The sequence below is a fragment of the Labrys sp. 22185 genome (assembly GCF_052045555.1).
Classification (GTDB): Bacteria; Pseudomonadota; Alphaproteobacteria; order Rhizobiales; family Labraceae; genus Labrys; species Labrys neptuniae.
In genome coordinates, this window is sequence record NZ_JBQEPH010000013.1 from 57,777 (window position 1) to 79,691 (window position 21,915).

The following is a 21,915-nucleotide window of genomic DNA, read 5'->3' on the forward strand; positions in this document are numbered from 1 at the left end:
CATGCCATGGACAAGCTCCGCGGAACGGCCGAGATGACGGCGGCCATGATCATATCCGGCACGATCGGCTGGTTCGTCATCCTGTCCGGCCAGCCGGTCATCGACGTGGTGTTCTGGCGCTGCCTGTTCGGGGCGGGCACGCTCGCCCTGATCTGCCTGGGACTCGGCCTTTTCAGGCGCGACGTTATCACAGCGCGTCAGATCGGCCTCGCCGTGGTCGGCGGCATCGCCATCGTGGCGAACTGGCTCATGTTGTTTGCCGCCTATCCGCGCGCCTCGATCTCGATCGCCACCGCCGTCTACAACACCCAGCCCTTCATGCTGGTGGGTTTCGGCGTGCTGTTCTTTTCGGAGAAGTTGACGGCGTCCAAGCTGTTCTGGCTCGGCCTCGCCTTTGCCGGCATGCTCGGCATCGTACAGGCCAAAAGCGGGGCTGCGGGGACCGATTATCTGGTCGGCATCGGCCTGGCGCTCGGCGCCGCCTTCTTCTATGCCATCGCCGCTCTGGTCGCCAAGAAGCTCAAGGGCGTGCCGCCGCACCTGATCGCGTTGATCCAGGTGATCGTGGGCACCCTGATGCTGGCCCCGCTCGCCAGCCTATCCCATCCACCCGCCGGCGAACAGACCTGGGCCATCCTGGGCACGCTCGGCATCGTCCATACCGGGCTGATGTATATCCTGCTCTACGGCGCCATCCAGAAGCTGCCGACCAGCCTCACCGGCGCGCTCTCCTTCATCTATCCGGTGGTGGCGATCCTGGTCGACCTTGTCGCCTTCGGCCACCGTCTGGACTGGCTGCAGATGGTTGGTGCCGGCGCCATCCTGGTCGCGGCGGCCGGCATGACGCTCGGCTGGTCGCCCTTGCGCCGGAACGAGGCAGCGGTGCCGGGGACGCCGGCTAGCCCCCGATCCTGAGCAGGAGGACGCCAAGAAGGGCGGCGGCGATGCCGAACCATTGCAACGCCGACAGCCTTTCGCCGCGCAGCACCACGCCGAGGGCGGCGGTGACGGCGCCGGACAGCGTGCTCAGCACGGTGACCACCGCGACGGCCCCGGTGAGCGCGCCGAGGGCCAGCGTGCCGAAGCCGCACAGGCTGAGCAGGCCGATCGCGGTGATGAGGAGCCAGAGCGAGGTGGGCGGCAGGCGGAATTCAGTGGGCCTGGCCGCCAGCAGGCCGGCGAGGCAGGCCAGGTTTGTGGCGTAGAGCAGCCAGAGCGTCGCGGTGGCCCCGAGTCCGGGCAAGGCAAGATGCCCCTGCAGCCAGAAGCCGATACCGAAGAACAGGGCGGCAGCCATCGCCAGCCGGAGCGGGGCCTTCGATGCCGAGGAGGCGCTTGCCTCGTCCGGTGCGTAGACTGTGCAGGGCACGCCGACGAAACACAGGCCGAGGCCTGCCAGCGCCCATCCGCCCAGGGCCTCGCCTGCGGCCAGGGAAAGTAGAGTGGTGATCGCGCCGTAGGTGGCGGCGATCGGTGCGATCAGGGCTGCCTTGCCGCGCGCCAGGGCCGAGAGCAAAGCGAGCATCGCCAGGAAATTGCCGAGGGCGGCGGCGATCCCCCACAGCCAGGCCGACATTGGAGCCCGCGCCATATGTTCCCGCACGGCCGGCAGGAAGAAGAGCAGCAACGACAGGGTGATGAAGCCGACCGCCTGGCTGAAGAACAAAGCGCGGCGAACGCCGAGTGCCCGCGCCGCCGCGCCACCGAGGAAATCCGTGCCGCCCCAGCACAGGGCTGCCGCCAGGCCGAGAAGAATTGCTATGTTTGCGTCCACTGTTCGGCCATGGGAGGGAGCGTACTTCCGTCCAGGCTCCGCCCCTCTTAGCTTCGTCCCCCGTCTCCTCGGAACGCATGGCCGCGCCAAAGCCCGTCAACATCTCGCCAAAACGCGGAAGGAGTGCCGTCAGGTCCGGGAACGCAATCGTCGATGGGCCTCGGCATGCAGGCTGTCCAGCCCTGTAGTGATACGATGGCTGATCGCGTCGATCTCCGCTGCGTCGGCATCACCGGGCACAGTAAGGGCTTCCGACCACAGCACGCAGCCGCGCCCGAAGGGCAGCACCAGGCTGGCCTTGTCCCAGTTGTCGAGGTCGATGCGGGCGCTAGTCACCGCCGCGAACAGGAAGATCGGCCGTCCGGTCGCCCGCGCGAGCTGCACCGCGCCCTTGCCGGCGACACGCGCGACCTTGGGCACGTCGGCCGTCATCAGCACATTGGTGCCTGTTTCCAGCGCCTGGCGCATCGCCAGGAAGGCGGGGATGCCGCATTTGCCCCGGATCTTGGCCCGGGTCTGGGTGCCCGAGCCGCGGATGGTGCCGTAGCCGGCCCACGCCAGTGCGGTGGCAATCACCGAGCCGTCGAAATGCAGCGAGACCAGCACGCTGGTGCGCGGCGCCCCGCGCAGGGCTGCGATGCTCAGCATCTGCTGGCCATGCCAGGTCAGTGCGATGAAGGAACCGTCCGTCCTCTCCCAGGGCCGCTGCTCGCCCGGCAGAGGGGCGAAGCGCGTGGTGCGCATCACGCCACTGATATAGGCATGCAGCCCATAGCCGGCTGCCCTGGCGGCCCATTGCTTCCTGCGGATCATCGTCCAGCTCCCGAATGCGGGCGCAACCTAGGGTGGGCGGATTGCACGGGCATTGCGGGCAGGCGGACGCCGCCCAGGAGAGCCGGATATTGAACTTAATCCCGCGGCAGCGGGATTTCCGGCCAATCCTCGGTGGCCAGGGGCTGGATTGCCCGTTCCAGATAGGTGGAGAGCACCACATAGCTCTTGGTGCCCCTGACGCCCGGCAGAACATAGAGCTGGGAGAGGAAATGCTCCATGGCCCGCGCGTGTCGGGTGCGGACCTTCATGACCACGCCGGTATCGCCGGCTACCGAATGCATCTCCTCCACCTCGGGAAAGCGGCGCAGTGTCATCATGCGTTCGCTCTTGCCCCAGCCCTCGGTGTCGACATGCACGAAGGCGAGGAAGGGCTTGCCGATGGCCTGGGCGTCGAGAACGGCCGTCGTACCCTTGAGCACACCGGATTCGCGCAGCCGCTTGACGCGTTCATGCACGGCCGGAGCGGAAAGTCCCACATTCTGGCCGATCTCGGCATAGGTCTGGCGCGCATCCGCGCTCAGCGCACTTAAGATCTTTCGGTCGAAATCGTCGAGGATACGGCCTGGCCTTTCATTCGGCTGAAGATCCTTCGTTTTTGATTTCATTCGGCAAAAATCCCTTTTTATCGAAGATTTTTCTGCTCAGAATAACCCAACCAAGGAGCCCTGATCATGCAGATGATAGTGCGAAATCCTGCTGAAGGCATCTATGAAGCGACACCGGACTACGTCCACGCCATGGAAGTGGTGAGGCCGCAGCGCCTGCTTTTCTTCAGCGGTACCATGGGCCTCGATCCGGCGGGGAGGGCGCCCGCCGGCTTGGCGGAGCAACTCGACTGCGTATGGTCCAATATCCGGCGCATCCTTGCCGAGGCCGGCATGGGCGTGGACAATCTGGTGCGCGTCACCAGCTATTTGCGCGATGCCGCCTATGTCGAAGCCAATCAGGCGGCGCGGCTCGAGGCTCTCGGTCGCCGCCGCATCCCGACCACGGCCATCGTGGTTGAAACGCTCGAACCGGGCTGGCTGGTGGAGCTGGAGGCGATTGCCGCGGGATGAGGATGGCCGCAGTCCACAACACCCTCTCCCGGCCCGGGAGAGGAAGACTTCGGTGTTGCGATCAAGTCGGGGCTGGCATCGTCTCGCTCGGCACCAGTCATTGCCTCCCCCGGCGGGGAGAGGAGAAGGGTGAGGCAGTAAAGCCGCTGCCTGCAGCGCTTTCAGCCTCACTCCATTCCTTCGAGCTCTATGATCATGCTCTCGATCAGGTTGAGGCCGATCTGCCAGAAGGCAGGATCGCGCGCGTCGAGGCCGAAGGGGGCGAGCAGTTCGGAATGATGTTTGGTGCCGCCGGCCGCCAGCATGGCGAGATAGCGTTCGGCAAAGCCGTCATGCGCCTTTTCGTAGACGGCATAGAGCGAATTCACCAGGCAGTCGCCGAAGGCGTAGGCATAGACGTAGAAGGGCGAGTGGATGAAGTGCGGGATATAGGTCCAGAAGGTCTCGTAGCCCGGCCCGATCTTGATGGCCGGCCCGAGGCTTTCTTCTTGAACGGACAGCCAGATCTCGCCGAGGCGGTCGGCGGTCAACTCGCCCTGGCGGCGCTCGACATGTACCTTGCGCTCGAAGGAATAGAAGGCGATCTGGCGCACCACCGTGTTGATCATGTCCTCCACCTTGGCGGCGAGCATGGCCTTCTTCTGCGCCGGGCTGGCCGCCCCTGCCAGCAAGGCGCGGAAGGTCAGCATCTCGCCGAACACCGAGGCGGTCTCGGCCAAGGTCAGCGGCGTCGGCGCCATCAGCGCGCCGTTGTGGCCTGCCAGTACCTGGTGGACGCCGTGGCCGAGCTCATGGGCCAGCGTCATCACGTCGCGCGTCTTGCCCTGGTAGTTGAGCAGCACATAGGGATGGGCCGAAGGCACGGTCGGGTGGGCGAAGGCGCCGGGCGCCTTGCCGGGGCGGACGGGCGCATCGATCCAGTTCTCGTCGAAGAAGCGCTGGGCGATGCCGGCCATGCGCGGCGAGAAACCGGCATAGGCCTCCAGCACGGTGCCGCGCGCATCTTCCCACTTGATCGGCGTGCTCTCGACCTTGGGCAGCGGCGCATTGCGGTCCCAGTGGTTGAGCTGGTCGAGCCCGAACCACTTGGCCTTGAGGCGATAGTAGCGATGCGACAGGCGCGGATAGGCTTCCTGCACCGCCGAGACCAGCGCATCGACCACCTCGCGCTCGACCCGGTTCGACAGATGGCGCGAATCGGCGACATCCTCGAAGCCGCGCCAGCGGTCGGAGATCTCCTTGTCCTTGGCCAGCGTGTTGGTGATCAGGGTGAACAGCCTGAGATTGTCCTTGAAGGTGCGGGCGAGGGCATGGGCCGCCTTCTCGCGCTTGGCCGGGGAGGGATCCTGCAGCAGGTTCAGGGTCGGCTCCAGCGTCAGTTCCTGACTGTCCTCCACCCGGAAACGCAGGCCCGAGATCGTTTCGTCGAACAGGCGGTTCCAGGCTCCGCGACCGGTGACCGACTTGTCGTGGAACAGTTGCTCGACGCGATCCTCGAGCTGATAGGGCTTCTCGATGCGGATGTCGTCGAGCCAGGGCTTCCAATGGGCGAGCGCCAAGTCTTCGTCGGTCTGCTGCTCGACCGCCTCGGCCAAGGCCGCATCGTCGATGCGGTTGAGCTCCAGCGTGAAGAACAGGAGGTGGGAGGAGGCGGTGGTCAGCTTGTCCTGCACGTCGCCATAGAATTTGGCGCGGACGGGATCGGTGGTGTCGCCGGCATAGACGAGGCCAGCGAAGGAGGCGATGCGCCCGAGCCTGTCCTCGAGGCCCTCATAGGTCTTGATGATGGTGGCGAGACGGCGGGCGCCCTCCTTGCCGGCCAGAATCTCGGCGAGCTTGCCCTTATGGGCCTCCTCGAAGGCAAGACAGTCGGCCAGGCCCCTGTCGAGATCGGCGGCAATCTCGGGCGAATCGATGCCCGGGTAGAGATCGGCGAGATTCCATTCAGGCAGTCGGCCGAGTTCGCTGCCCTTCCGGTCGGCCCTGGTCTCCGGCGAATCAGCCTTGGATGCCTCGGATGAAGAGGAACCGGAGGATGCGGAAAAAGATTGGCCGGCCATGAAAACTCCTTGAGACCGCTTGGCACTACGATTGCGGTTATCGTTCGAACGGCATTCCTGAATGCCAGCCGGAGGCTGACACTCCGTGTTTGCAACAAAGCCGGGCCGGCGATACGGCCCCGTGATGATCCCACATATCGCCGTTCGCGGCCGCGGTTTCAACCATCTCAGCGGAATGTGACTTTGATGAAACGTCGTTAAGCAGTCCTTCACGCTTCTCCTCCTAGATGATCCGAAACGGCACACGGGGCGCTTCGCCCGGGTGAAATCGTGGCGCCTCTCCGGAGGGTGGCCTCGTGCTGGCGCGCGGTGATGCCGGGTTCCGCAGGGATCGGCATCCGATCGCTGCGCCGGATGAAATGGGACGGGGGATTGATGGGCTCGACTGTTCTGATCGCCGACGACGATCCGGTGCAATGCCGGCTTCTCGAGGCCATGGTGAGGCGTTTTGGCTATCATGCCTGCCTTGTCGACAGTGGCGAAGCGGCGCTGCGTGAACTCGAAGGCGGCAAGATCGATCTTCTCGTCCTGGACCTGGTGATGCCTGACCTCGACGGCATGGGCGTGCTCGGCCGCATGCGGGCCCGCGGCCTGCAGGTTCCGGTGATCGTGCAGACGGCCCACGGCTCGATCGATGCCGTAATCTCGGCGATGAAGGCGGGTGCGGCCGATTTCGTGGTCAAGCCCGTGGGGGCGGAGCGTCTGCAGGCCTCGATCCGCAATGCTCTCAAGCACCGCGCGCTGGAACGCGAAGTGGCCGTGCTCGCCAAGCGCGTCACGGGTCAGCTCGGCCTCAAGGATCTGGTTGCCCGCGGTCCGGAGATGGAGCGGGTGGTGCGCCTGGCCGAGAAAGCGGCGGGGTCGACCATTCCCGTGCTGATCGAGGGCGAAGCGGGCACCGGCAAGCAGATGGTGGCGCAGGCGATCCATGGCGGCGGCGAACGCCGCGGCCGGCCGTTCGTGGCCGTCAATTGCGGCACCCTGCCGGAGGCCGAGGCCGAACGCATCCTGTTCGGCCAGGACAAGAACGCGGCCGGTGCCGTCGACAAGCAGGCCGGCAAGCTGGCGGAGGCCCATGGCGGCACGCTCTTTCTCGACAATGTCGGCGAATTGTCGCCCGCCCTGCAGGTCAAGCTGCTCGACGCGCTGCGCAGTGGCGAGATCGAACCGCTCGGCGCTCGGCGGGCTGTGCGTACGGATTTCCGCCTGATCTCCTCGACCAGCCGCAACCTTATCGATCTGGTCAAGGCGGGGCTGTTCCGCGAAGACCTCTATTATCGCCTCCATGTCTTCCCGATCATGCTGCCGGCGCTGCGGGTGCGGCGTGAGGATATCGCCGACCTTGCCTGGCATTTTCTCGCACGCTTCGGGGCCGAGGAGGGCAAGGCCGTGCGCAGCATCAGCGCCGAGGCCCAGGCGCTGCTCACGGCCTATGACTGGCCCGGCAATGTGCGCCAACTCGAAAATGCGATGTATCGCGCCGTGATTCTCGCTGAAGGCGACGAGATCGGAGTGCCGGACCTGCCGCAGATCGCCGCCCGCGTGGATGGGTTCGACGTGCGCATCCCTTCTGCGCCGCTGCTGCCGCCCAGGCCGGTGCACATCGGCCCGGCCATGATCACCGGGACACCGCTGCGCGAGATCATCACGGTGCGCGAACCCCACACCATGACCATGCTCGATGCGCGAGGGGACGTCCGCACGCTGGAATCGCTGGAAACGGACATGCTGAAATTTGCCATCCGCCATCATCGCGGGCAGATGACCGAAGTCGCGCGCAAGCTCGGCATCGGACGATCCACGCTTTATCGCAAGCTCAAGGAACTTGGGCTTGACGAAGCGTCGATCGGCGTGAGAGCCGGAGAAACGGGCGAGTCTCACCAGGCGGCGTGAACGGTTATGTGATCGTTTGCACACCAGAATTTGTCTTGAATCTGGCATGGTACTTGTCACTATCGACACAATTGCAGGCGGCGTTGGCACATTGGGCGCCGGAGATTGAGGAATCTTATGAGTTACCGCGCTAATTTGTTGAGTTCGGTCGCTCTGGCTTTGAGCTTGAGCGCCACATTGCTCCCGGCCTATGCCCAAGACAGCGGTACGCCCACCAGCCATAAGCCCGATGCTGCCGCGCCGCCGGTTCCCGGCCTGAGTGCCGGCGAAAAGCAGAGCGCCTTCGCCCCGGCCGTGCCGCAGACCGCGCCGGCCGCCGCTTCGCCGCAGGAGCGGGTGAGCGTGCAGCATGTCAAGCCGGACGCCGCACCGGCTTCGACCGCGACCCTTGCGCCCGCGCCGGTCGGCCCCGTTCCGGTGCCGGCTCCCGTCGAAATGGCACCGAAGCCGGCCGAGACGGCCGTTGCCCCGGACACGCCGTCCTCGATCTCCGCAACGGCCCCCAAGGGCGAGGCCGCGCCGACGGGTTCCCAGTCCGTGGCTACCGCTTCGCCGGCCGGGCAGCCCGCCCCCAGCATGGCACCGACCCCGGAAATCCCCGCTGCCGTTCCGGCCGAGACGCAGGCACCCAAGGTCGAGCCCAAGGCTGAGCCCGTGCCGCCCGCTGAGGCCAGCACGCCTGCTCCTGCGCCATCGGTTGCTCCTGCCGCCGTCACCATGAATCTCGCCGCCAGGCTTGCCGATTACGTCGCCAAGCGTGGCGCCGACGCGCAGGCCATCAGCGATTTCTACGCGCTGCGCGGCGCGACGCCGCTCTGGATCGACAATGGTGCGCTCACGCCCGCGGCCAAGGCCTTGGTCGATCGCATGAACCGCGCAGGCGAGGATGGCCTTGACGCCTCGGCCTTCCGCGTTGCCGGGCTCGACGCCCTGAGCGGCGCGAGCGCCGATGCCCAGGCGGATGCCGAGATCGCGCTGAGCGCGGCTGTCCTTACCTATGTCCGCCAGGCTTCCTCGGGCCGGGTCGACACCCGGCAGATCAGCCGCGACATCGCCAAGGCTCCCAACATGCCCGACCCGGTGGCGGCGCTCGCTTCGGTGGCGATCGCCTCCGATCCTGTCAAGGTGCTTGACGGCTACAATCCGGCCTCGCCGCAATACCTGGCGCTGAAGCAGAAGCTGGCCGACGTCAGGGCCGCCAATGCCGCCGCCGCCGAAGCCACTCTGCCGGAAGTTCCTGCCGGTCCCACGCTGAAGGTGGGCATGACGGACACCCGGGTTGCGGTGCTGCGCACGCGCCTCGGCCTGACGGCCAGCGATGCCGACAGCGATGTCTATGACGAGGCATTGCAGGCGGCGGTGCGCGACTTCCAGGCCACCCGCAATCTCAAGGCCAGCGGCACGCTGGGTCCCGCCACGGTGGTCGCCCTCAATGCGGCCCTGCGCCAGCCGCGCGTCAATACCGAGAGCGAGATCATCGCCAATATGGAGCGCTGGCGCTGGTTGCCCCATGACATGGGCCTGACCAATGTCTTCGTGAACGTGCCCGAGTACAAGGTCTGGTTCACCAAGGACGGCGTGCTGAGCTATGAGGCCCGGGTGGTGGTCGGCAAGGCCAATACGCCGACGCCGATCTTCTCCGATCAGATGAGCTTCGTGGTGGTCAATCCGTCCTGGAACGTACCGCAGTCGATCATCAAGAAGGAATATATGCCCAAGCTCGCCCAGGATCCCGGCTATCTCGAGCGCCGGGGCTATGAAGTGAGCTATGTCGGCGGCCAGATGCAGGTGCGCCAGCCGCCGGGTGAGCGCAATGCGCTCGGCTTCATCAAGTTCATGTTCCCGAACAATTTCTCGGTCTATCTGCACGACACGCCGCAGCGCAACCTGTTCTCGCGTGACGAACGGGCCTTCAGCCATGGCTGCGTGCGTGTGGATAACCCCTATAAATTTGCCGAGCTCGTGATGGGCAATGGCTGGACCGAGGACAGCGTCCGCGGCCTGCAGGGCGGGGAAGAGCAGCGCATTGATTTGGAGAGGAAAATTCCGGTCCACATCGCTTATTTCACCGCCTATGTGGACGGTGACGGCGAATTGCAGCGCCTCAACGACATCTACGGATATGACCGGAAGGTGATTTCGGCGCTTGGCCTTCCCGGCTGAAATCTGTTATGCAACGATTTACCATGTTTGGTAAGGGTTGGCGTTCGCCAACCCGCGTTCGTCTTTTTGCCACGTTTCCCAAGCAAAAGGCCACTCCCAAGGCCGGTTTCAACGGCTAGATATTAGGGGTCGAACGGTGCATCAACGGTGCTTTAACCAATCTCGGCAAGACTCCGGCAATCCGGACCTGGCGCCGAGCGTCCCATTTGTGGAAATACGCTCGGCTCTGGTTCCCTCGCCTATTTGCCGAGAGTGCTAATCGTGCAGAACCCACTCAGCCTTTTGCCCCGGATCAAAGTTTCGCGTACCGGTCGCATTCTGGCCATTTCCCTCGCATCCACCGTGATGACGACGGTTCTGGTCGGGCCGACGCAGGACGCGATTGCCAATGGCGATACCCGCTCGCTCTATATGCGCCACCTGCATACGGGCGAGACCATCAACATCACCTACAAGCGCAACGGCTCCTATGATTCCGCCGCGCTGAAGAAGATCGACTGGTTCATGCGCGACTGGCGCCAGAACCAGGCCGTGCGCATGGATCCGCGCACGCTCGATACGCTGTGGCTGGTCTATCGCCAGGTTGGCGCCTCCCAGCCGATCAACATCGTCTGCGGCTATCGCTCGCCCGGCACCAACGGCATGCTGCGCCGGCGTTCGCGCGGCGTCGCCAAATTCAGCCAGCACACGCTCGGCAAGGCGATCGATTATTTCATTCCCGGCGTGTCGCTGTCGAAGCTGCGGGTCGCCGGTCTTCGCCTGCAGCGTGGCGGCGTGGGTTACTATCCTTCGTCCGGCTCGCCCTTCGTCCATATGGATTCCGGCGGCGTACGCATGTGGCCGCGCATGTCGCGTAGCGAACTCGCTTCCGTCTTCCCCGACGGCAAGACGGTGCTGGTGCCTTCGGACGGGCGTCCGATGCCCGGCTACCAGCTGGCGATGAACGAAATTCGCCGCAATGGCGGCTCGGCTGGCGGTGGTGCCGGCGAGGATGACGTCGCCGAGACCAGCGGCGGCGGCTTCTTCGCAGCCCTGTTCGGTTCGCGCAGCAATACGACCACCAGTGCCCCGCCGGTCGAAGTGGCCCAGGCCTATGCGCCGACCACGCGCAGCAGTGCCCGCATACCGGCCGTGGCGCCGCAGCCGGCGGCTCAAGTGGCTCCTCCGGCGATGCAGCAGATGGCGATGGCCGATGAATTGGCGACCTCGCCGCGTCGCATGGCGCCTGTGCCGCTGCCCGAGCGCCGTCCCAATGATATCGACGCCGCACAGGCTGCCGATGCTGCGACAGCACAGCTCGCCTCCGCCGATACCGGTCCGCGCATGATCTGGCAGACCGGGGCGAATGGCGCAGGTGGCGAGGTGGCTGCCAATGTGCCGTTGCCGCCGCTGCGTCCGGGTACGGCGGCCGAGGAGAGCCAGGCGGCCCCCGTGCAGCTCGCTTCCCTGGATGCTCCGCCGGCGGTGCCGGCGACGCGGCCGGTGCTCGATCCCAAGCCTCCGGTCTTCGCAGACCTTTCCCAGGGCAGCGAAGGCTTCATGAAGCGTAGCGCCAACCGTCAGTCGCAGCGCGCCCTCGGCTTCGCCGATCCGGCGCCCGTGACCAACACGGCCCGGCCGCCACGGCCGGCTTTGATCGCGACGCGCTTCGAGAAGCAGAACTTCGCTTCGCTGTCGGCACCGGTTTCCGCTGCCCGCAACAAGCAGCAGGCGACCCTGGTCAAGCCGGACCTGCGCACCACGGCTTCGCTGATCGCGGCGCCGTCTAAGACGGTAGTGGTGCGCTTCGGCGTGGCGGCCTATCAGGACCTGCGGGCCGACAAGTTCACCGGCGCCGCGGTGAAGCCCCTGCGCGTCGCCAGCTTCGCGCCGATGCCGGATATCTTCACCGGCTCGATCGCCTCCAACTAAGCCAGAGTTTTTACCAGCGCACCGGTTCGCCCGGTGCGCTGGCTTCTATCGCCAGGGCATGAACGCCGCGCGCAAAGGCAGGCTTCAGGGCTTCGTTGACCAGGCGATGGCGCTCGACGCGGCTGCGTCCGCTGAAATGCGGCGAGACGATCCTCACCCGGAAATGGCTTTCGCCGCCCTCGCGATGACCGGCGTGGCCGGCATGGGCAGCCGATTCGTCCAGTACCACCAGGCGTTCGGGCGCAAGCGCCGCTTCCAGGCTGGTTTCGATCAGATCTTGCATGGATGACGTCACGTTCGCAGGTTTCCTATTGCCCTGACTTTGGCCCAATTCTCCGCGATAGAGGGCCCTCGTCTCGAATCACGTTATTCCTGCGCTAAAACAAGGCTGATTCAAGAGGCCGAAATATCTATCCGCGACCTGGCCAATCCTAGAGCAAAACGCGTTCGTGACCGAACGCTTATTTTCTCTAACTCCCTGTTTCAACGCGTCTTTGCGATTCGTGGTGATCCCGTCAAATCGCAAGACGCTCTAGCGAGACCCTTTCGTGCCGACTGACCTGATCAATCCCGCGCCGCGCCGTTCTTCCCGCCGCATCTATCTGCCGACCATCCTGTTCGCCCTGATCGCGATCGCCTGGTCGGGCTTCTGGTGGTACGCCTCCACTCGGCTCGAGGCCGAATGGGGCCGCTTCCTGGCCAAGCAGGCCGAGCTCGGACGCCAGATCAAATGCGGCGAGCAGACCATCGGCGGCTATCCCTTCCGCTTGGAAATGCATTGCGGCCAGGCGACGGTGGAGAGCGTCAGAGCCAATAGGCCCTTCAGTGCCGCACTCGCCGAGGTGAATGCGGTGGCCCAGGTCTACCAGCCCAACAAGGTGCTGCTCCAGGCCAAGGGACCGGTAACGCTGGTCGACAAGAGCGATGCCGGCGCGACGCTGACCGCCGATTGGAAGAGCGCCGAGGCCAGCATGTCGATCTGGACTTCCGGGCCGCAGAATGCCGCGGTGGTGATCAAGGGCCTCAGCGGTACCGTCAAGCGCGGTGACCAGGCCGTCAATCTGGTCGAGGAGGGCAATGTCGAGGTCCATATCCGCCTGGCCGAGGGCACCAATGCCGCGCCGGGCGCCTATGATCTTGCCGCCGATGTCGACGCCAAGGCGATCGCGCCGCTCGACGATTTCCTCGGCGCTCCTTCCCCGATGAAAGGGACTTTCCGCGGGGTGATCACCAAGATCGACCTCAGGCCCATGCCGATGCCCGAGCGCCTGCGCGATTGGGCCGCCGCCGGTGGCACGCTGACCATCACGCAGGCCCAGGTCGAGCGTGGCCCGAGCGTCGTCAAGGCAACCGGCACAGTCGGGCTGGAAACCAGCGGCTTTCCCTCCGGCGACGTGACGGTGGCCCTCGCCGGCGTGCCGGAACTCGCCCAGACGCTCAAGCAATCGGGCCGGGTGCCAGATATGGTGGCGACGACCCTCACCGTCGGCCTGCCCGTGCTGGGCAAGCCCACCAACATCGATGGCAAGGCAGCGGTCGAAGTGCCCCTGACCATCGCCGACGGCAAGATCCGCGCCGGTGCCTTCCTGCCTGGCCTCAAGCTGCCGCGCCTGTTCGTGCCCGAATAGGGGCGAGGGCGCGCGCTGACAACGGATCCTTCTCATGGGTTGAACGAGGGGCTCGCAGCTTTATGCTGCCCGCAACAAACCATTTGGGGGAATCACATGCTTCGTTTGCTTGTCGTCTGTCTCGGCCTGCTTTGCCTTGCGCCCGCCGCGATCGCACGGGAGGCGCCGTCGGCACCGGGGCTCGACGCCGTGCTGGCATCCGGCGTGCTCAAGGTAGGATCCACCGGCGACTACCGCCCCTTCAGCTACAAGGATCCGGCGAGCGGCGAGTTCTCCGGTTTCGACATCGATCAGGCCAAGAGCCTCGCCGAGACACTCGGCGTGAAGCTCGAGATCGTGCCGACGACCTGGTCCAATCTGTCGGCGGATTTCGAAGCCGGCAAATTCGACGTCGCCATGGGCGGCGTGTCGGTGACCTTCGATCGCCAGAAGAAGGGCCTGTTCTCCACCCCCTATATGCGCGAGGGCAAGACGCCGATCGCCCGCTGCGCCGACAAGGGCAAGTTCGAGACACTTCAGGATATCGACAAGCCAGGGGTGACGGTCGTTGCCAATCCGGGCGGCACCAACGAGAAATTCGCCCGTGCCAGCCTGAAGCAGGCCAAGATCGTGATCTTTCCCGACAACACCAAGATCTTCGACGAGGTGGCGGCGGGGCGGGCCGACCTGATGATGACAGACGCCTCCGAGACCCTCTATCAGGAAAAGCTGCATCCGGGCGTGCTGTGCGCCGTGCATCCCGACAAGCCTTTCAATTTTGCCGAGAAAGCCTATTGGCTGCAGCGCGACATCGGCCTGAAGGGGTTCGTCGATCAATGGCTGCACCAGTCGATCGAGACGGGCGCCTACCAGAAGATCTACGACAAGTGGTTCAAGTGATACCAAGCTCGGAAATACGGATCTGTCGGAGAATGGCCTTCCCGGGATCGCAGGCGTCCTCGCCTGCCTTTCCGCCCACCCACCAGTCGGAGCGCTTCCAAGAGCAGGCGAGGACGCCTGCGATCCCAGGAAGAGCCGACACCAAGGCGAGTTGATATAGACCGATAGCACCGATTGTGCTTATGGCGCCAGGATCGGCGCCAGGGCATCGAGAAGCGGGTCGGGGGAGAAGGCTTCCCCTCCCGGTTCCCAGGCATATTGAAACTCGGCGATCTCGATGCCCACGAAGGCCTGCTCGGCGATCACCTCGCAGCAAGCGCGGAGATCGGCGAGCGACAGGCCGCCTTCGCAGGCATAGTCGGTCGGAACGACGCCCGGATTCAGCACGTCGCAATCCAGGTGCACATAGACCGGACGGCCGGCAATCGCCTTGCGCAATTCGGCGGCCAGGTCGCCGCGTGGCTCGACCAGCGGAATGCCGTGCCTGTCGATCAAATCCTGCTCGAATGGGTCGAGATCGCGCTGCCCCACGAGAACGAGCTGATCGAGGCCCAAGCCTGCTCCCAGACCCGAGTCCCAAAGTCCGGCGGGACCGGAAATGGCGAGACCGCCAAGAAAGCCCGAAGCCGAGGCCTCCGGCGTATTGAGATCGCCATGGGCGTCGAACCAGACGATGCAGGCATCGGGACGATGCCTGGCAACGGCCGGCAGTGTCGCGAGCGAGACCGCGCAGCGGCTGGTGGCTGCAATGGAGACGTCTCCCTTCGCCAGCACGTCGTCGAAGCGGGCCTGCACCTGTTTGAGCGCCGGCAGCGCGACGTCCAGTTCCTCGCGCCAGCCGGTATTCAGCGCAGGTTCCGGCGTGCCGACCACGAAAGGCGCGATGCCCGTCCGCCGTGCCAAGGCTTCGCCGATCGCCCGGGCTCCCGGCATGGCCAGATCGTTGTGATCGCCAGCCCGGCCCTGAAATACCGTATATGCAAACTGCCTGGTCAATGCTGTCGCCTCAGATTTGGCCACGGTCACCCCGGGGGCGACAGACGGCTCGATAGCACCCCCTGATGGTATCGGCAGTACTCGCCCGGTTTCAAGGTTGATCGTCCTGCCGGCCGCTTCTCGCCTTGCCCGGCTTCAAACCTCCACGACAAGGCTCGGATCGTGGTTCGGGTTCTCCACTTCGATGATGGATTGCTTGCCCCTTCGATAGGCATAGATGTTGCCGCGCGGATTGCTGACGATGCGGGTGTCATGCACGCGATAGTCGCGGCTGGCATGAATGTGACCATGTATCCAAAGGTGCGGCCGGTATTCGGCAATCAGGGAGGTCAGATCGCTGGCATAGGCCGCATCGATCGGCTCGCTGACGGCATTCTGCCAGAGCGAATGGGGGGTGCGGGGCGTGATGGCTGATCACCACGCTGGGGCCGTTGAACGGCCGGGCAAGGGTGTTTGCGATTGCCGACCGGTGCCGGCCATGGCTGAGCAGAGCGTCCCTGGTTTGCCAGCGCCGATAGTTGGGCCCGGTCCGGATCAGCTTGTGGTCGTTCATCTGCATGCCTGCGGCGACCTGCCCCTGAAAGGGGCTGCCCGCCACGGCGTAGTCGGTCCACAGCGTGGCGCCGATGAAGCGCACCCCGCTGGCGGTGAGAGTCTCTCCCTCGGCAAGCAGGTGAATACCTTCCAGCCGCGCCCGATCGCGGGCCTTGCGCAGTTCCGTTTCCACGTTCTCCCGATAGAAGTCGTGGTTGCCGGGAACATAGATCAGCGGCAGGCCGCGGGGCAGGACATGCTGCGCGAGCCAAGGCAGAGCCCGGTCATGCAGGCGGTTGCAGACATCGCCGGCAATGACGACGGCATCGGCCCCGGCAGGTGTTGGAGCAAGCGTATAGGGGCTGTTATCGACGTGGAGATCCGACAAGACCCAAAGACGCATGATCGACCTAGGTCTTGCTTTGCTCGGTAGCGTCAGGGCTGTCCGGCTTCACCTCGTATTTCATCAGGATCGGCACCTGGGTGGCGGCGAAGATCAGGGTGATCGGCATGGTGCCGAAGACCTTGAAATTGGTCCAGAAATCATCCGAGAAGTTGCGCCAGACGATCTCGTTGAGCACCGCCAGGAACAGGAAGAACAGGCCCCAGTTCAGGGTGAGCTTGCGCCAGCCCTCGGGCTTGAGGTCGAAGGCGGCGTCGAGGACGATGCGGATCAGGGGCTTGCCGAAGGCGAGACCTCCCAGCAGGATCAGGCCGAACAGCGTGTTGACGATGGTCGGCTTGAGCTTGATGAAGGTCTTGTCCTGCAGCCAGAGCGTCAGCACGCCGAAGACCAGCACGAAGATACCCGAGACCAGCGGCATCACCGGAATGTGCCGGGTGAGCACGAGGCCGGCGACGAGCGCGATCACCGTAGCCGGGATGAACACGGCGGTGGCGGTGAAGATGTTGCCGCTCGGCCCCTCGAACAGGGCCGGCGCCATGAAGCGCTCGACCAGGGGCTTGAACAATTCCGGCTTGTAATTGGCGAGGAAGAACAGGACCAGCGGCCCCATTTCCAGCACGAGCTTGAGGACGGGATTGACCTTCTGGCGCGGAGCGCCTGCGGTTTCAGCGGTCATGGCTCACTCCATCCCGGCAATGGCGCGGGAGAAGTCCCGGGCAGAGAAGGGTTCGAGGTCGTCGATGCCCTCGCCGACGCCGATGTAATGCACGGGTAGGCCGAATTTGGCGGCCAAGGCCACCAGGATGCCGCCGCGCGCCGTGCCATCGAGCTTGGTCATCACCAGGCCGGTGACGCCAGCGGTCTTGCCGAAGATCTCGGTCTGCGAGATGGCGTTCTGGCCGACGGTAGCGTCGAGCACCAGCAGCACCGCATGGGGCGCGCTCGCGTCGATCTTCCTGATCACGCGCACCACCTTGGCGAGCTCGTCCATCAACTGCGCCTTGTTCTGCAGCCGCCCGGCGGTGTCGATCAGCAGCACGTCGGAACCGTTTTCCTGCGCGGCCTTGAGGGCGTCGAAGGCGAGACCCGCGGAATCGGCACCCTGCTCGCGAGCCACGATGGGCGAGCGGGTGCGCTCGGCCCAGACCTTGAGCTGCTCGATGGCGGCGGCGCGGAAGGTGTCGCCGGCCGCCAGCGTCACCTTGAGGCCGTCGGCGCTGAACTTGGCGGCGAGCTTGCCGATGGTGGTGGTCTTGCCCGAGCCGTTGACGCCGACCATCAGGAGAACGAAGGGCTTGTGGGACCGGTCGATCTCCAGGGGCTTGGCCACCGGGGTGAGGATGGCCTCGACCTCGCTGGCCAGGACCTGGTGAACCTCCTCTGGCGAGATCTGGCGATCGAAGCGCCCCTTGCCGATCGCGGCGGCGATACGGGTGGAGACGTCGACGCCGAGATCGGCCTGGATCAGGACGTCCTCCAGCTCCTCGAGCGTGGTGGCATCGAGCTTGCGCTTGAGCACGATGTCGGTGATGCCGCGGCTGATGGCGTTGGACGAACGCGACAGGCCGTCGCGCAGGCGGCGCCACCAGGATTTCTTCTCGGCGGGCGCGGGCGGCGGGGCCGGCTCGCTGGCGCGCGGAGCTGGAGACGGCTCCGGTGCGGGAGGCGGTGCCGGCGCAGGAGCTGGCGGTGCAGGAGTTGGTGGTGCAGGCGACCCGGGTTCTAGGGGAACGATCAATTCGGCCGCGGCCAGGGGCACGGGTTCGATCAGGGCCTCGAGCGGCGCCTGTGCCGGTTCTGGCGCCGTGCCGGATTCCTCGACGGGAGCCGGCGTCGCCTGCTCGGCGGCTGGCTCGGGCCTGGTCTCGGTTTCCGGCGTCGTGGCGCCTCGCCCGAACAGCCGTGAAAAGAAGCCGGGCTTTTGCTTGTCGCTCTCAGTCATCGAAACGGTCTGAATCCCAAAAGCGTTTTGCGATCAGGCGGAATCGCCTAGAATCGCAAAGACGCGTCAAAACAAGAAGTTAGAGCAAAATGCGCTCGGTCGTCGACGCGTTTTGCTCTTGGGTGGCCAACCTGCCACCGAAAAATGATCTCATGTTGAAGGAACCTCTAGCCGACAATGCCCGATCACGATAGCGCTAAGCGATGATATCGCTCGATTTGACCACGCGGCTCATTCACCGCGACGCCCTGATCCTGATCCTCGACAAGCCTGCCGGCCTGCCCGTGCATGCGGGGCCGAAAGGCGGGCCCAATCTCACGGCCATGCTGGAGCAGCTGCGCTTCGGCCTGCCTCGCAATCCGGAGCTGGCGCATCGGCTCGACAAGGATACATCCGGCTGCCTGGTGCTCGGGCGGCATGCCAGGCCCCTGCGCACTCTCAACGATCTCTTCGCCAAGGGCGGCGTCGAGAAGACCTATTGGGCGGTGGTCGAGGGCGGCCCGACCGAGGACAGTGGCCTGATCGACATGCCGATCGCCCGGCGCTCGCCCGAGCGCGGCTGGTGGATGAAGCCGGCCGAGGACGGCTTGCCGGCACAGACCGATTTCCGTGTGCTGGGTCGGGCGGGGGAACATACCTGGCTGGAGCTGAAGCCGCGCACCGGCCGTACCCATCAGCTGCGCCTGCATTGCGCCGCCTCCGGCTTTCCGATCGTCGGCGATCCGATCTATGGCAGCGCGCCGCGCGAGGGCGGCCCGGTGCTGCATCTGCATGCCCGAGGCGTGAGCGTGCCGATCCTGCCCAAGAAGCCGGCCGTCACGGCGGAAGCAGCGCCGCCGGACCATATGGGCGAGCACCTTGCGGCCCTCGGCTATCGGGGACCTCTCAGCCCGACGCCGCCGGAACTGGTGCAGCCGGTGCCCGAGCCGGTCCGTCGCCGCGGGCTCAGGCCGAAATAGGCATGAGAACCTTCCGCCTTGCGGGCCGCCGGATTCACACATCTCGACGTGGCAAGAAAAGGCGCAAGAAGTCCTTCCCCGGCTTCGGGGAAGGACTACCCGCGCTCAATACTGCCAATATTGAGATGTGTGCAGCCGATAGCCTGCAAGGGGGAAGGCCTAGCGTTCTACCCCGCTGTATCAGCCAGCTCCGCCAGGATCCAGTCGCGGAAAGTGCGGATCTTGGGCTGGTTGCGGCGCATTTCGGGATAGACGAGGTAGAAGGCCCGATCGCTCGGCAGTACCAGCTCGAAAGGCTGGATCAGCCGGCCCTCGGCGAGGTCGTCGTCGTAAAGGGCGGTCGAGAGGATGGCAGCTCCCTGTCCAGCCTTGGCCGCCGCGTTGATCACCGCCTGGCTGCTGAGATTGTAGACGAGCTTGGGCATTTCATAGCTGACGCCGGCTGCTTCGAACCATTCGCGCCACCAGTAATCGCCGGGATCGAGAAGGGGGATGCGCAAAAGATCGGCCGGCGTGTAATGCGGGCCGAGACGAGCGACGAGGTTGCGGCTGAGCATGGGCGTGTAGTCCCCCGGGAGCAGGCGGTGGGCCTGCAGGCCGGGCCAGTCCCCGGTGCCAAAGAAGATGGCGACATCGGTTTCTTCACGGGTGAAGTCGATAGCACGGTCGGTCGCCTCGATACGGACTGCCAAAGTGGGGTGGGCGAGCTGGAAGGCGCCGATATGGCGGGCAAGCCAGCTGGTGGCGAAACTCACCTTGGCGCAGACGGTCAGCACACCCTCGACGCCGCCGCGGGCCGCCGCATAGGCCTCCGCCATCAGGGCGAAGGCGTCGGTGATCGCTGGCGCCAGGCGCTGGCCGGCTGCGCTGAGCTCGATCTGGCGCGGCTTGCGCAGGAAGAGCGGCCCGCCGAAACGTTCCTCCAAGAGCTTGATCTGGTAGGAGACGGCAGCCTGGGTCATGCCGAGCTCGGCGGCCGCACGGGTGAAGCTCAGATGCCGCGCCACGGCCTCGAAGACTCGGATAGCGGCCAGCGGCGGCAGCACAGTGCTCACGATGCATCAGCTCTCTTTATGGGTACTGCTTGAGCTTCAATTCGTCAGAACCCGAAATTCATGGAAAATCTCCGGATGAAACGGCCAAAAGCAGGGCCGATCTGGAGATTTAGCCATGATAGTGGCGCGGATAGAACGTATAGGGCAAGCTTATTCATATAGGGCCGATACGGGGCATGGCGAAACGCAGCCGGCCCGTCGGCCAGCCTTATTGAGGGAGGCGCTGCGTGAGCTCTCCGATCACCTGTTGTGCGACATCGGTGTTATCGATGGCCACGCGAAGAACGATCGGCCTGAGCCTGACGCCAGCGCCCGCGCTCTGATCGATCGCTATCGATAGAGAGGGGGGCGGAAGGAAAGCGGCTTCTTGATCGTCTTAAGACGCCATGGCCTCTTCACCCCGGTTGCCGAGGCTGGCGGTCCTGCCGACCTCCTCCAGGATCCAGTCGCGGAAGACGCGAATCTTCGGCAGGTTGCGGCGGGCTTCGGGATAGACCAGGTAGAAGGAATGTTCGCCGGCGACTTGATGAAAGGGCTGGATCAGCCGCCTTTCCGCCAGATCCTGGGCCCAGAGGGCGCAGGAGAGGATGGCGACGCCCTGGCCGTCGAGTGCGGCGGTTCCGACGAAGGCCTGTGAGCCGATGCAGGGAATCTCCACGGGCCCGCGATGGACACCGCCGAAGCGATCCTGCCCGCGCGTGATTGGCGGTGCGGACTGCACTTCGCTGCGCGAAGGGCCCCTGGGGCGGCGGGCGACTTTGACGAGGTCGAACCAATCGTCCCACCACGTGTCGCCGGGATCGAGTAGTGGCAGGCGCAGGAGATCGGCTGGCTGCTTCACGCCGCCGATGGTGGCGGCGAGCTTCGGGCTGAGCATGGGGGAGTATTCACCCGATAGCAGGCGATGGCTGCACAGGCCCGGCCAGTTGCCGTCGCCATGGCGGATGGCGAGATCGATGTCGCTGCGTGCAAAGTCGACTGCTTGGTTGATGGCGTCGATCCGCACGGCCAGGGAAGGGTAGCGGATCTGGAAGGCGCCGACATGGCGGGCCAGCCAGGTCGTGGCGAAGGTGATCGAGGCCGTGACCGTGAGCACGCCCTCCGCATCACCGCGCGCCGAGGCATAGGCCTGGGCGAGCAGGGAGAAGGCTTCGCTCACCGCCGGCGCCAGGCGCTGGCCGGCCTCGGTGAGCTCGACCTGCTTGGGGCGGCGCAGGAAGAGCGGGCCTCCGAAACGTTCCTCGAGCAATTTGATCTGGTAGGACACGGCGGCCTGGGTCATGCCGAGTTCGTTGGCGGCGCGCGTGAAGCTCTGGTGCCGTGCCACGGCCTCGAACACCCGGATGGCGGTGAGGGGAGGAAGCGGAAGGGTCATTTGTGATAAGCCTGTTTTATGGCTCCAAATCGAGCTTCAATTAGCCACATCCCGCGCGGAATGTGAATATCCCTGTCAGATATTGCTAATTGCCGCACAGGAGATTTGGTCATGACGGCCGTTCAATTCAATCGCATAGGGCAGTCTTATTGCAGCCACGCGGACAGCGAACGCGTGGTCAAGCCGAATGAGACATTCATCCGGCCCCGTTTCATCGGCCCCTATGATCTTTCGGATCATTTGCTGCGGGATATCGGCGTGCTCGATGGCAATGCCGGGCGAAGCAAAGGAAATGAGGGCGCCTTCTCGGCGCGAGACCTGATCGACCGGTATCGGTAAGCGCGGAAACAGCTTCAGGGTGCACGGGCATCTTGCCCGTTCTTCCTTGCCGCAAGCGCAGTATTTCCAAGGACGGGCAAGATGCCCGTGCACCCAGAAATCACCGCTC

General features: G+C 65.0%; 21 protein-coding genes. 9 read left to right on the plus strand and 12 right to left on the minus strand.

The window, feature by feature from the left end; genetic code table 11:
* Nucleotides 1-6 precede the first annotated feature (6 nt).
* The gene (locus ACTJKX_RS22945; RefSeq protein ID WP_440726633.1) at nt 7-915 is read left to right on the plus strand and encodes a DMT family transporter; all 909 of its coding nucleotides are present in this window, start codon (nt 7-9) and stop codon (nt 913-915) included.
* Here ACTJKX_RS22945 and ACTJKX_RS22950 read toward each other — a convergent pair.
* The 3 genes from ACTJKX_RS22950 to ACTJKX_RS22960 all read right to left on the minus strand — a co-directional run bounded on the left by ACTJKX_RS22950 (nt 899) and on the right by ACTJKX_RS22960 (nt 3,213).
* Entirely contained in the window at nt 899-1,774 is an 876-nt protein-coding gene (locus tag ACTJKX_RS22950; protein WP_440726634.1) for an EamA family transporter, read from the minus strand. The two genes, ACTJKX_RS22945 and ACTJKX_RS22950, sit on opposite strands and share 17 nt — an antisense overlap.
* A 129-nt stretch (nt 1,775-1,903) precedes the next feature.
* Complete coding sequence (locus tag ACTJKX_RS22955; RefSeq protein WP_440726635.1) at nt 1,904-2,587, minus strand: lysophospholipid acyltransferase family protein; 684 nt, start codon at nt 2,585-2,587, stop codon at nt 1,904-1,906.
* 95 nt (nt 2,588-2,682) lie between these two features.
* On the minus strand, nt 2,683-3,213 hold the full coding sequence (locus ACTJKX_RS22960; RefSeq protein ID WP_394312394.1) for an Lrp/AsnC family transcriptional regulator: 531 nt from the start codon (nt 3,211-3,213) through the stop codon (nt 2,683-2,685).
* A gap of 66 nt (nt 3,214-3,279) precedes the next feature.
* Between ACTJKX_RS22960 and ACTJKX_RS22965 the strand changes: the two genes are divergently transcribed.
* Nucleotides 3,280-3,666 carry a RidA family protein gene (locus ACTJKX_RS22965; RefSeq protein WP_311935805.1) on the plus strand — a complete coding sequence of 129 codons (387 nt, stop codon included), beginning with the start codon at nt 3,280-3,282 and terminating at the stop codon, nt 3,664-3,666.
* Between the two features lie 167 nt (nt 3,667-3,833).
* On the opposite strand, the gene ACTJKX_RS22970 is transcribed toward ACTJKX_RS22965, so the two are convergent.
* Nucleotides 3,834-5,726 carry a M3 family oligoendopeptidase gene (locus ACTJKX_RS22970; protein WP_394312392.1) on the minus strand — a complete coding sequence of 631 codons (1,893 nt, stop codon included), beginning with the start codon at nt 5,724-5,726 and terminating at the stop codon, nt 3,834-3,836.
* A 375-nt stretch (nt 5,727-6,101) separates the two neighbouring features.
* Between ACTJKX_RS22970 and ACTJKX_RS22975 the strand changes: the two genes are divergently transcribed.
* The 3 genes from ACTJKX_RS22975 to ACTJKX_RS22985 all read left to right on the plus strand — a co-directional run bounded on the left by ACTJKX_RS22975 (nt 6,102) and on the right by ACTJKX_RS22985 (nt 11,693).
* Nucleotides 6,102-7,619, plus strand: coding sequence for a sigma-54-dependent transcriptional regulator (locus tag ACTJKX_RS22975; protein ID WP_394312390.1), 1,518 nt, complete (start codon nt 6,102-6,104; stop codon nt 7,617-7,619).
* 165 nt (nt 7,620-7,784) lie between these two features.
* Complete coding sequence (locus tag ACTJKX_RS22980; protein WP_440726636.1) at nt 7,785-9,782, plus strand: L,D-transpeptidase family protein; 1,998 nt, start codon at nt 7,785-7,787, stop codon at nt 9,780-9,782.
* Between the two features lie 345 nt (nt 9,783-10,127).
* The gene (locus ACTJKX_RS22985; protein WP_311935818.1) at nt 10,128-11,693 is read left to right on the plus strand and encodes a DUF882 domain-containing protein; all 1,566 of its coding nucleotides are present in this window, start codon (nt 10,128-10,130) and stop codon (nt 11,691-11,693) included.
* A gap of 10 nt (nt 11,694-11,703) precedes the next feature.
* Here ACTJKX_RS22985 and ACTJKX_RS22990 read toward each other — a convergent pair whose 3' ends face one another.
* On the minus strand, nt 11,704-11,976 hold the full coding sequence (locus ACTJKX_RS22990; protein WP_311935940.1) for a BolA family protein: 273 nt from the start codon (nt 11,974-11,976) through the stop codon (nt 11,704-11,706).
* A gap of 265 nt (nt 11,977-12,241) precedes the next feature.
* Here ACTJKX_RS22990 and ACTJKX_RS22995 point away from each other — a divergent pair, with 265 nt between their 5' ends.
* Together ACTJKX_RS22995 and ACTJKX_RS23000 are read left to right on the plus strand one after the other, a co-directional pair.
* Nucleotides 12,242-13,321 carry a DUF2125 domain-containing protein gene (locus ACTJKX_RS22995; RefSeq protein ID WP_440726637.1) on the plus strand — a complete coding sequence of 360 codons (1,080 nt, stop codon included), beginning with the start codon at nt 12,242-12,244 and terminating at the stop codon, nt 13,319-13,321.
* Nucleotides 13,322-13,417: 96 nt separating this feature from the next.
* Nucleotides 13,418-14,200, plus strand: a complete 783-nt coding sequence (locus tag ACTJKX_RS23000) for a transporter substrate-binding domain-containing protein (RefSeq protein ID WP_311935825.1) — start codon at nt 13,418-13,420, stop codon at nt 14,198-14,200.
* Between the two features lie 180 nt (nt 14,201-14,380).
* Here the strand turns inward: ACTJKX_RS23000 and ACTJKX_RS23005 are convergent, their stop codons facing one another.
* The 5 genes from ACTJKX_RS23005 to ftsY all read right to left on the minus strand — a co-directional run bounded on the left by ACTJKX_RS23005 (nt 14,381) and on the right by ftsY (nt 18,078).
* Nucleotides 14,381-15,133 carry an arginase family protein gene (locus tag ACTJKX_RS23005; RefSeq protein WP_394312383.1) on the minus strand — a complete coding sequence of 251 codons (753 nt, stop codon included), beginning with the start codon at nt 15,131-15,133 and terminating at the stop codon, nt 14,381-14,383.
* Nucleotides 15,134-15,331: 198 nt separating this feature from the next.
* Entirely contained in the window at nt 15,332-15,454 is a 123-nt protein-coding gene (locus ACTJKX_RS23010; protein WP_440726638.1) for a hypothetical protein, read from the minus strand.
* Nucleotides 15,447-16,133, minus strand: a complete 687-nt coding sequence (locus tag ACTJKX_RS23015) for a metallophosphoesterase (protein WP_440726639.1) — start codon at nt 16,131-16,133, stop codon at nt 15,447-15,449. Before ACTJKX_RS23015 ends, ACTJKX_RS23010 begins: the two co-directional genes overlap by 8 nt.
* 7 nt (nt 16,134-16,140) lie before the next feature.
* A complete protein-coding gene (locus tag ACTJKX_RS23020; RefSeq protein ID WP_440726640.1) occupies nt 16,141-16,812 on the minus strand; it encodes a septation protein A in 672 nt (223 codons plus the stop codon).
* Between the two features lie 3 nt (nt 16,813-16,815).
* Complete coding sequence (gene ftsY, locus ACTJKX_RS23025) at nt 16,816-18,078, minus strand: signal recognition particle-docking protein FtsY (protein WP_440726641.1); 1,263 nt, start codon at nt 18,076-18,078, stop codon at nt 16,816-16,818.
* Nucleotides 18,079-18,281: 203 nt separating this feature from the next.
* Between ftsY and ACTJKX_RS23030 the strand changes: the two genes are divergently transcribed.
* Nucleotides 18,282-19,037 carry an RluA family pseudouridine synthase gene (locus ACTJKX_RS23030; protein WP_440726642.1) on the plus strand — a complete coding sequence of 252 codons (756 nt, stop codon included), beginning with the start codon at nt 18,282-18,284 and terminating at the stop codon, nt 19,035-19,037.
* 167 nt (nt 19,038-19,204) lie between these two features.
* Here ACTJKX_RS23030 and ACTJKX_RS23035 read toward each other — a convergent pair whose 3' ends face one another.
* Entirely contained in the window at nt 19,205-20,092 is an 888-nt protein-coding gene (locus tag ACTJKX_RS23035; RefSeq protein WP_440726643.1) for a LysR substrate-binding domain-containing protein, read from the minus strand.
* A gap of 376 nt (nt 20,093-20,468) precedes the next feature.
* The gene (locus tag ACTJKX_RS23040) at nt 20,469-21,467 is read right to left on the minus strand and encodes a LysR substrate-binding domain-containing protein (RefSeq protein WP_440726644.1); all 999 of its coding nucleotides are present in this window, start codon (nt 21,465-21,467) and stop codon (nt 20,469-20,471) included.
* Between the two features lie 111 nt (nt 21,468-21,578).
* Here ACTJKX_RS23040 and ACTJKX_RS23045 point away from each other — a divergent pair, with 111 nt between their 5' ends.
* Entirely contained in the window at nt 21,579-21,806 is a 228-nt protein-coding gene (locus ACTJKX_RS23045) for a hypothetical protein (protein WP_440726645.1), read from the plus strand.
* The last annotated feature ends 109 nt before the right edge of the window (nt 21,807-21,915 follow it).

Excerpts from the sequence above, each read along its gene's own strand:
- ACTJKX_RS22945 (WP_440726633.1), top strand. The coding sequence starts at position 7 with ATGGACAAGCTCCGCGGAACGGCCGAGATGACGGCGGCCATGATCATA.
- ACTJKX_RS22955 (WP_440726635.1), bottom strand. The coding sequence starts at position 2,587 with ATGATCCGCAGGAAGCAATGGGCCGCCAGGGCAGCCGGCTATGGGCTG.
- ACTJKX_RS22960 (WP_394312394.1), bottom strand. The coding sequence starts at position 3,213 with ATGAAATCAAAAACGAAGGATCTTCAGCCGAATGAAAGGCCAGGCCGT.
- ACTJKX_RS22965 (WP_311935805.1), top strand. The coding sequence starts at position 3,280 with ATGCAGATGATAGTGCGAAATCCTGCTGAAGGCATCTATGAAGCGACA.
- ACTJKX_RS22970 (WP_394312392.1), bottom strand. The coding sequence starts at position 5,726 with ATGGCCGGCCAATCTTTTTCCGCATCCTCCGGTTCCTCTTCATCCGAG.
- ACTJKX_RS22975 (WP_394312390.1), top strand. The coding sequence starts at position 6,102 with ATGGGCTCGACTGTTCTGATCGCCGACGACGATCCGGTGCAATGCCGG.
- ACTJKX_RS22985 (WP_311935818.1), top strand. The coding sequence starts at position 10,128 with ATGACGACGGTTCTGGTCGGGCCGACGCAGGACGCGATTGCCAATGGC.
- ACTJKX_RS22990 (WP_311935940.1), bottom strand. The coding sequence starts at position 11,976 with ATGCAAGATCTGATCGAAACCAGCCTGGAAGCGGCGCTTGCGCCCGAA.
- ACTJKX_RS23000 (WP_311935825.1), top strand. The coding sequence starts at position 13,418 with ATGCTTCGTTTGCTTGTCGTCTGTCTCGGCCTGCTTTGCCTTGCGCCC.
- ACTJKX_RS23005 (WP_394312383.1), bottom strand. The coding sequence starts at position 15,133 with ATGCCGGGAGCCCGGGCGATCGGCGAAGCCTTGGCACGGCGGACGGGC.
- ACTJKX_RS23015 (WP_440726639.1), bottom strand. The coding sequence starts at position 16,133 with ATGCGTCTTTGGGTCTTGTCGGATCTCCACGTCGATAACAGCCCCTAT.
- ACTJKX_RS23020 (WP_440726640.1), bottom strand. The coding sequence starts at position 16,812 with ATGACCGCTGAAACCGCAGGCGCTCCGCGCCAGAAGGTCAATCCCGTC.
- ftsY (WP_440726641.1), bottom strand. The coding sequence starts at position 18,078 with ATGACTGAGAGCGACAAGCAAAAGCCCGGCTTCTTTTCACGGCTGTTC.
- ACTJKX_RS23030 (WP_440726642.1), top strand. The coding sequence starts at position 18,282 with ATGATATCGCTCGATTTGACCACGCGGCTCATTCACCGCGACGCCCTG.
- ACTJKX_RS23040 (WP_440726644.1), bottom strand. The coding sequence starts at position 21,467 with ATGACCCTTCCGCTTCCTCCCCTCACCGCCATCCGGGTGTTCGAGGCC.
- ACTJKX_RS23045 (WP_440726645.1), top strand. The coding sequence starts at position 21,579 with ATGACGGCCGTTCAATTCAATCGCATAGGGCAGTCTTATTGCAGCCAC.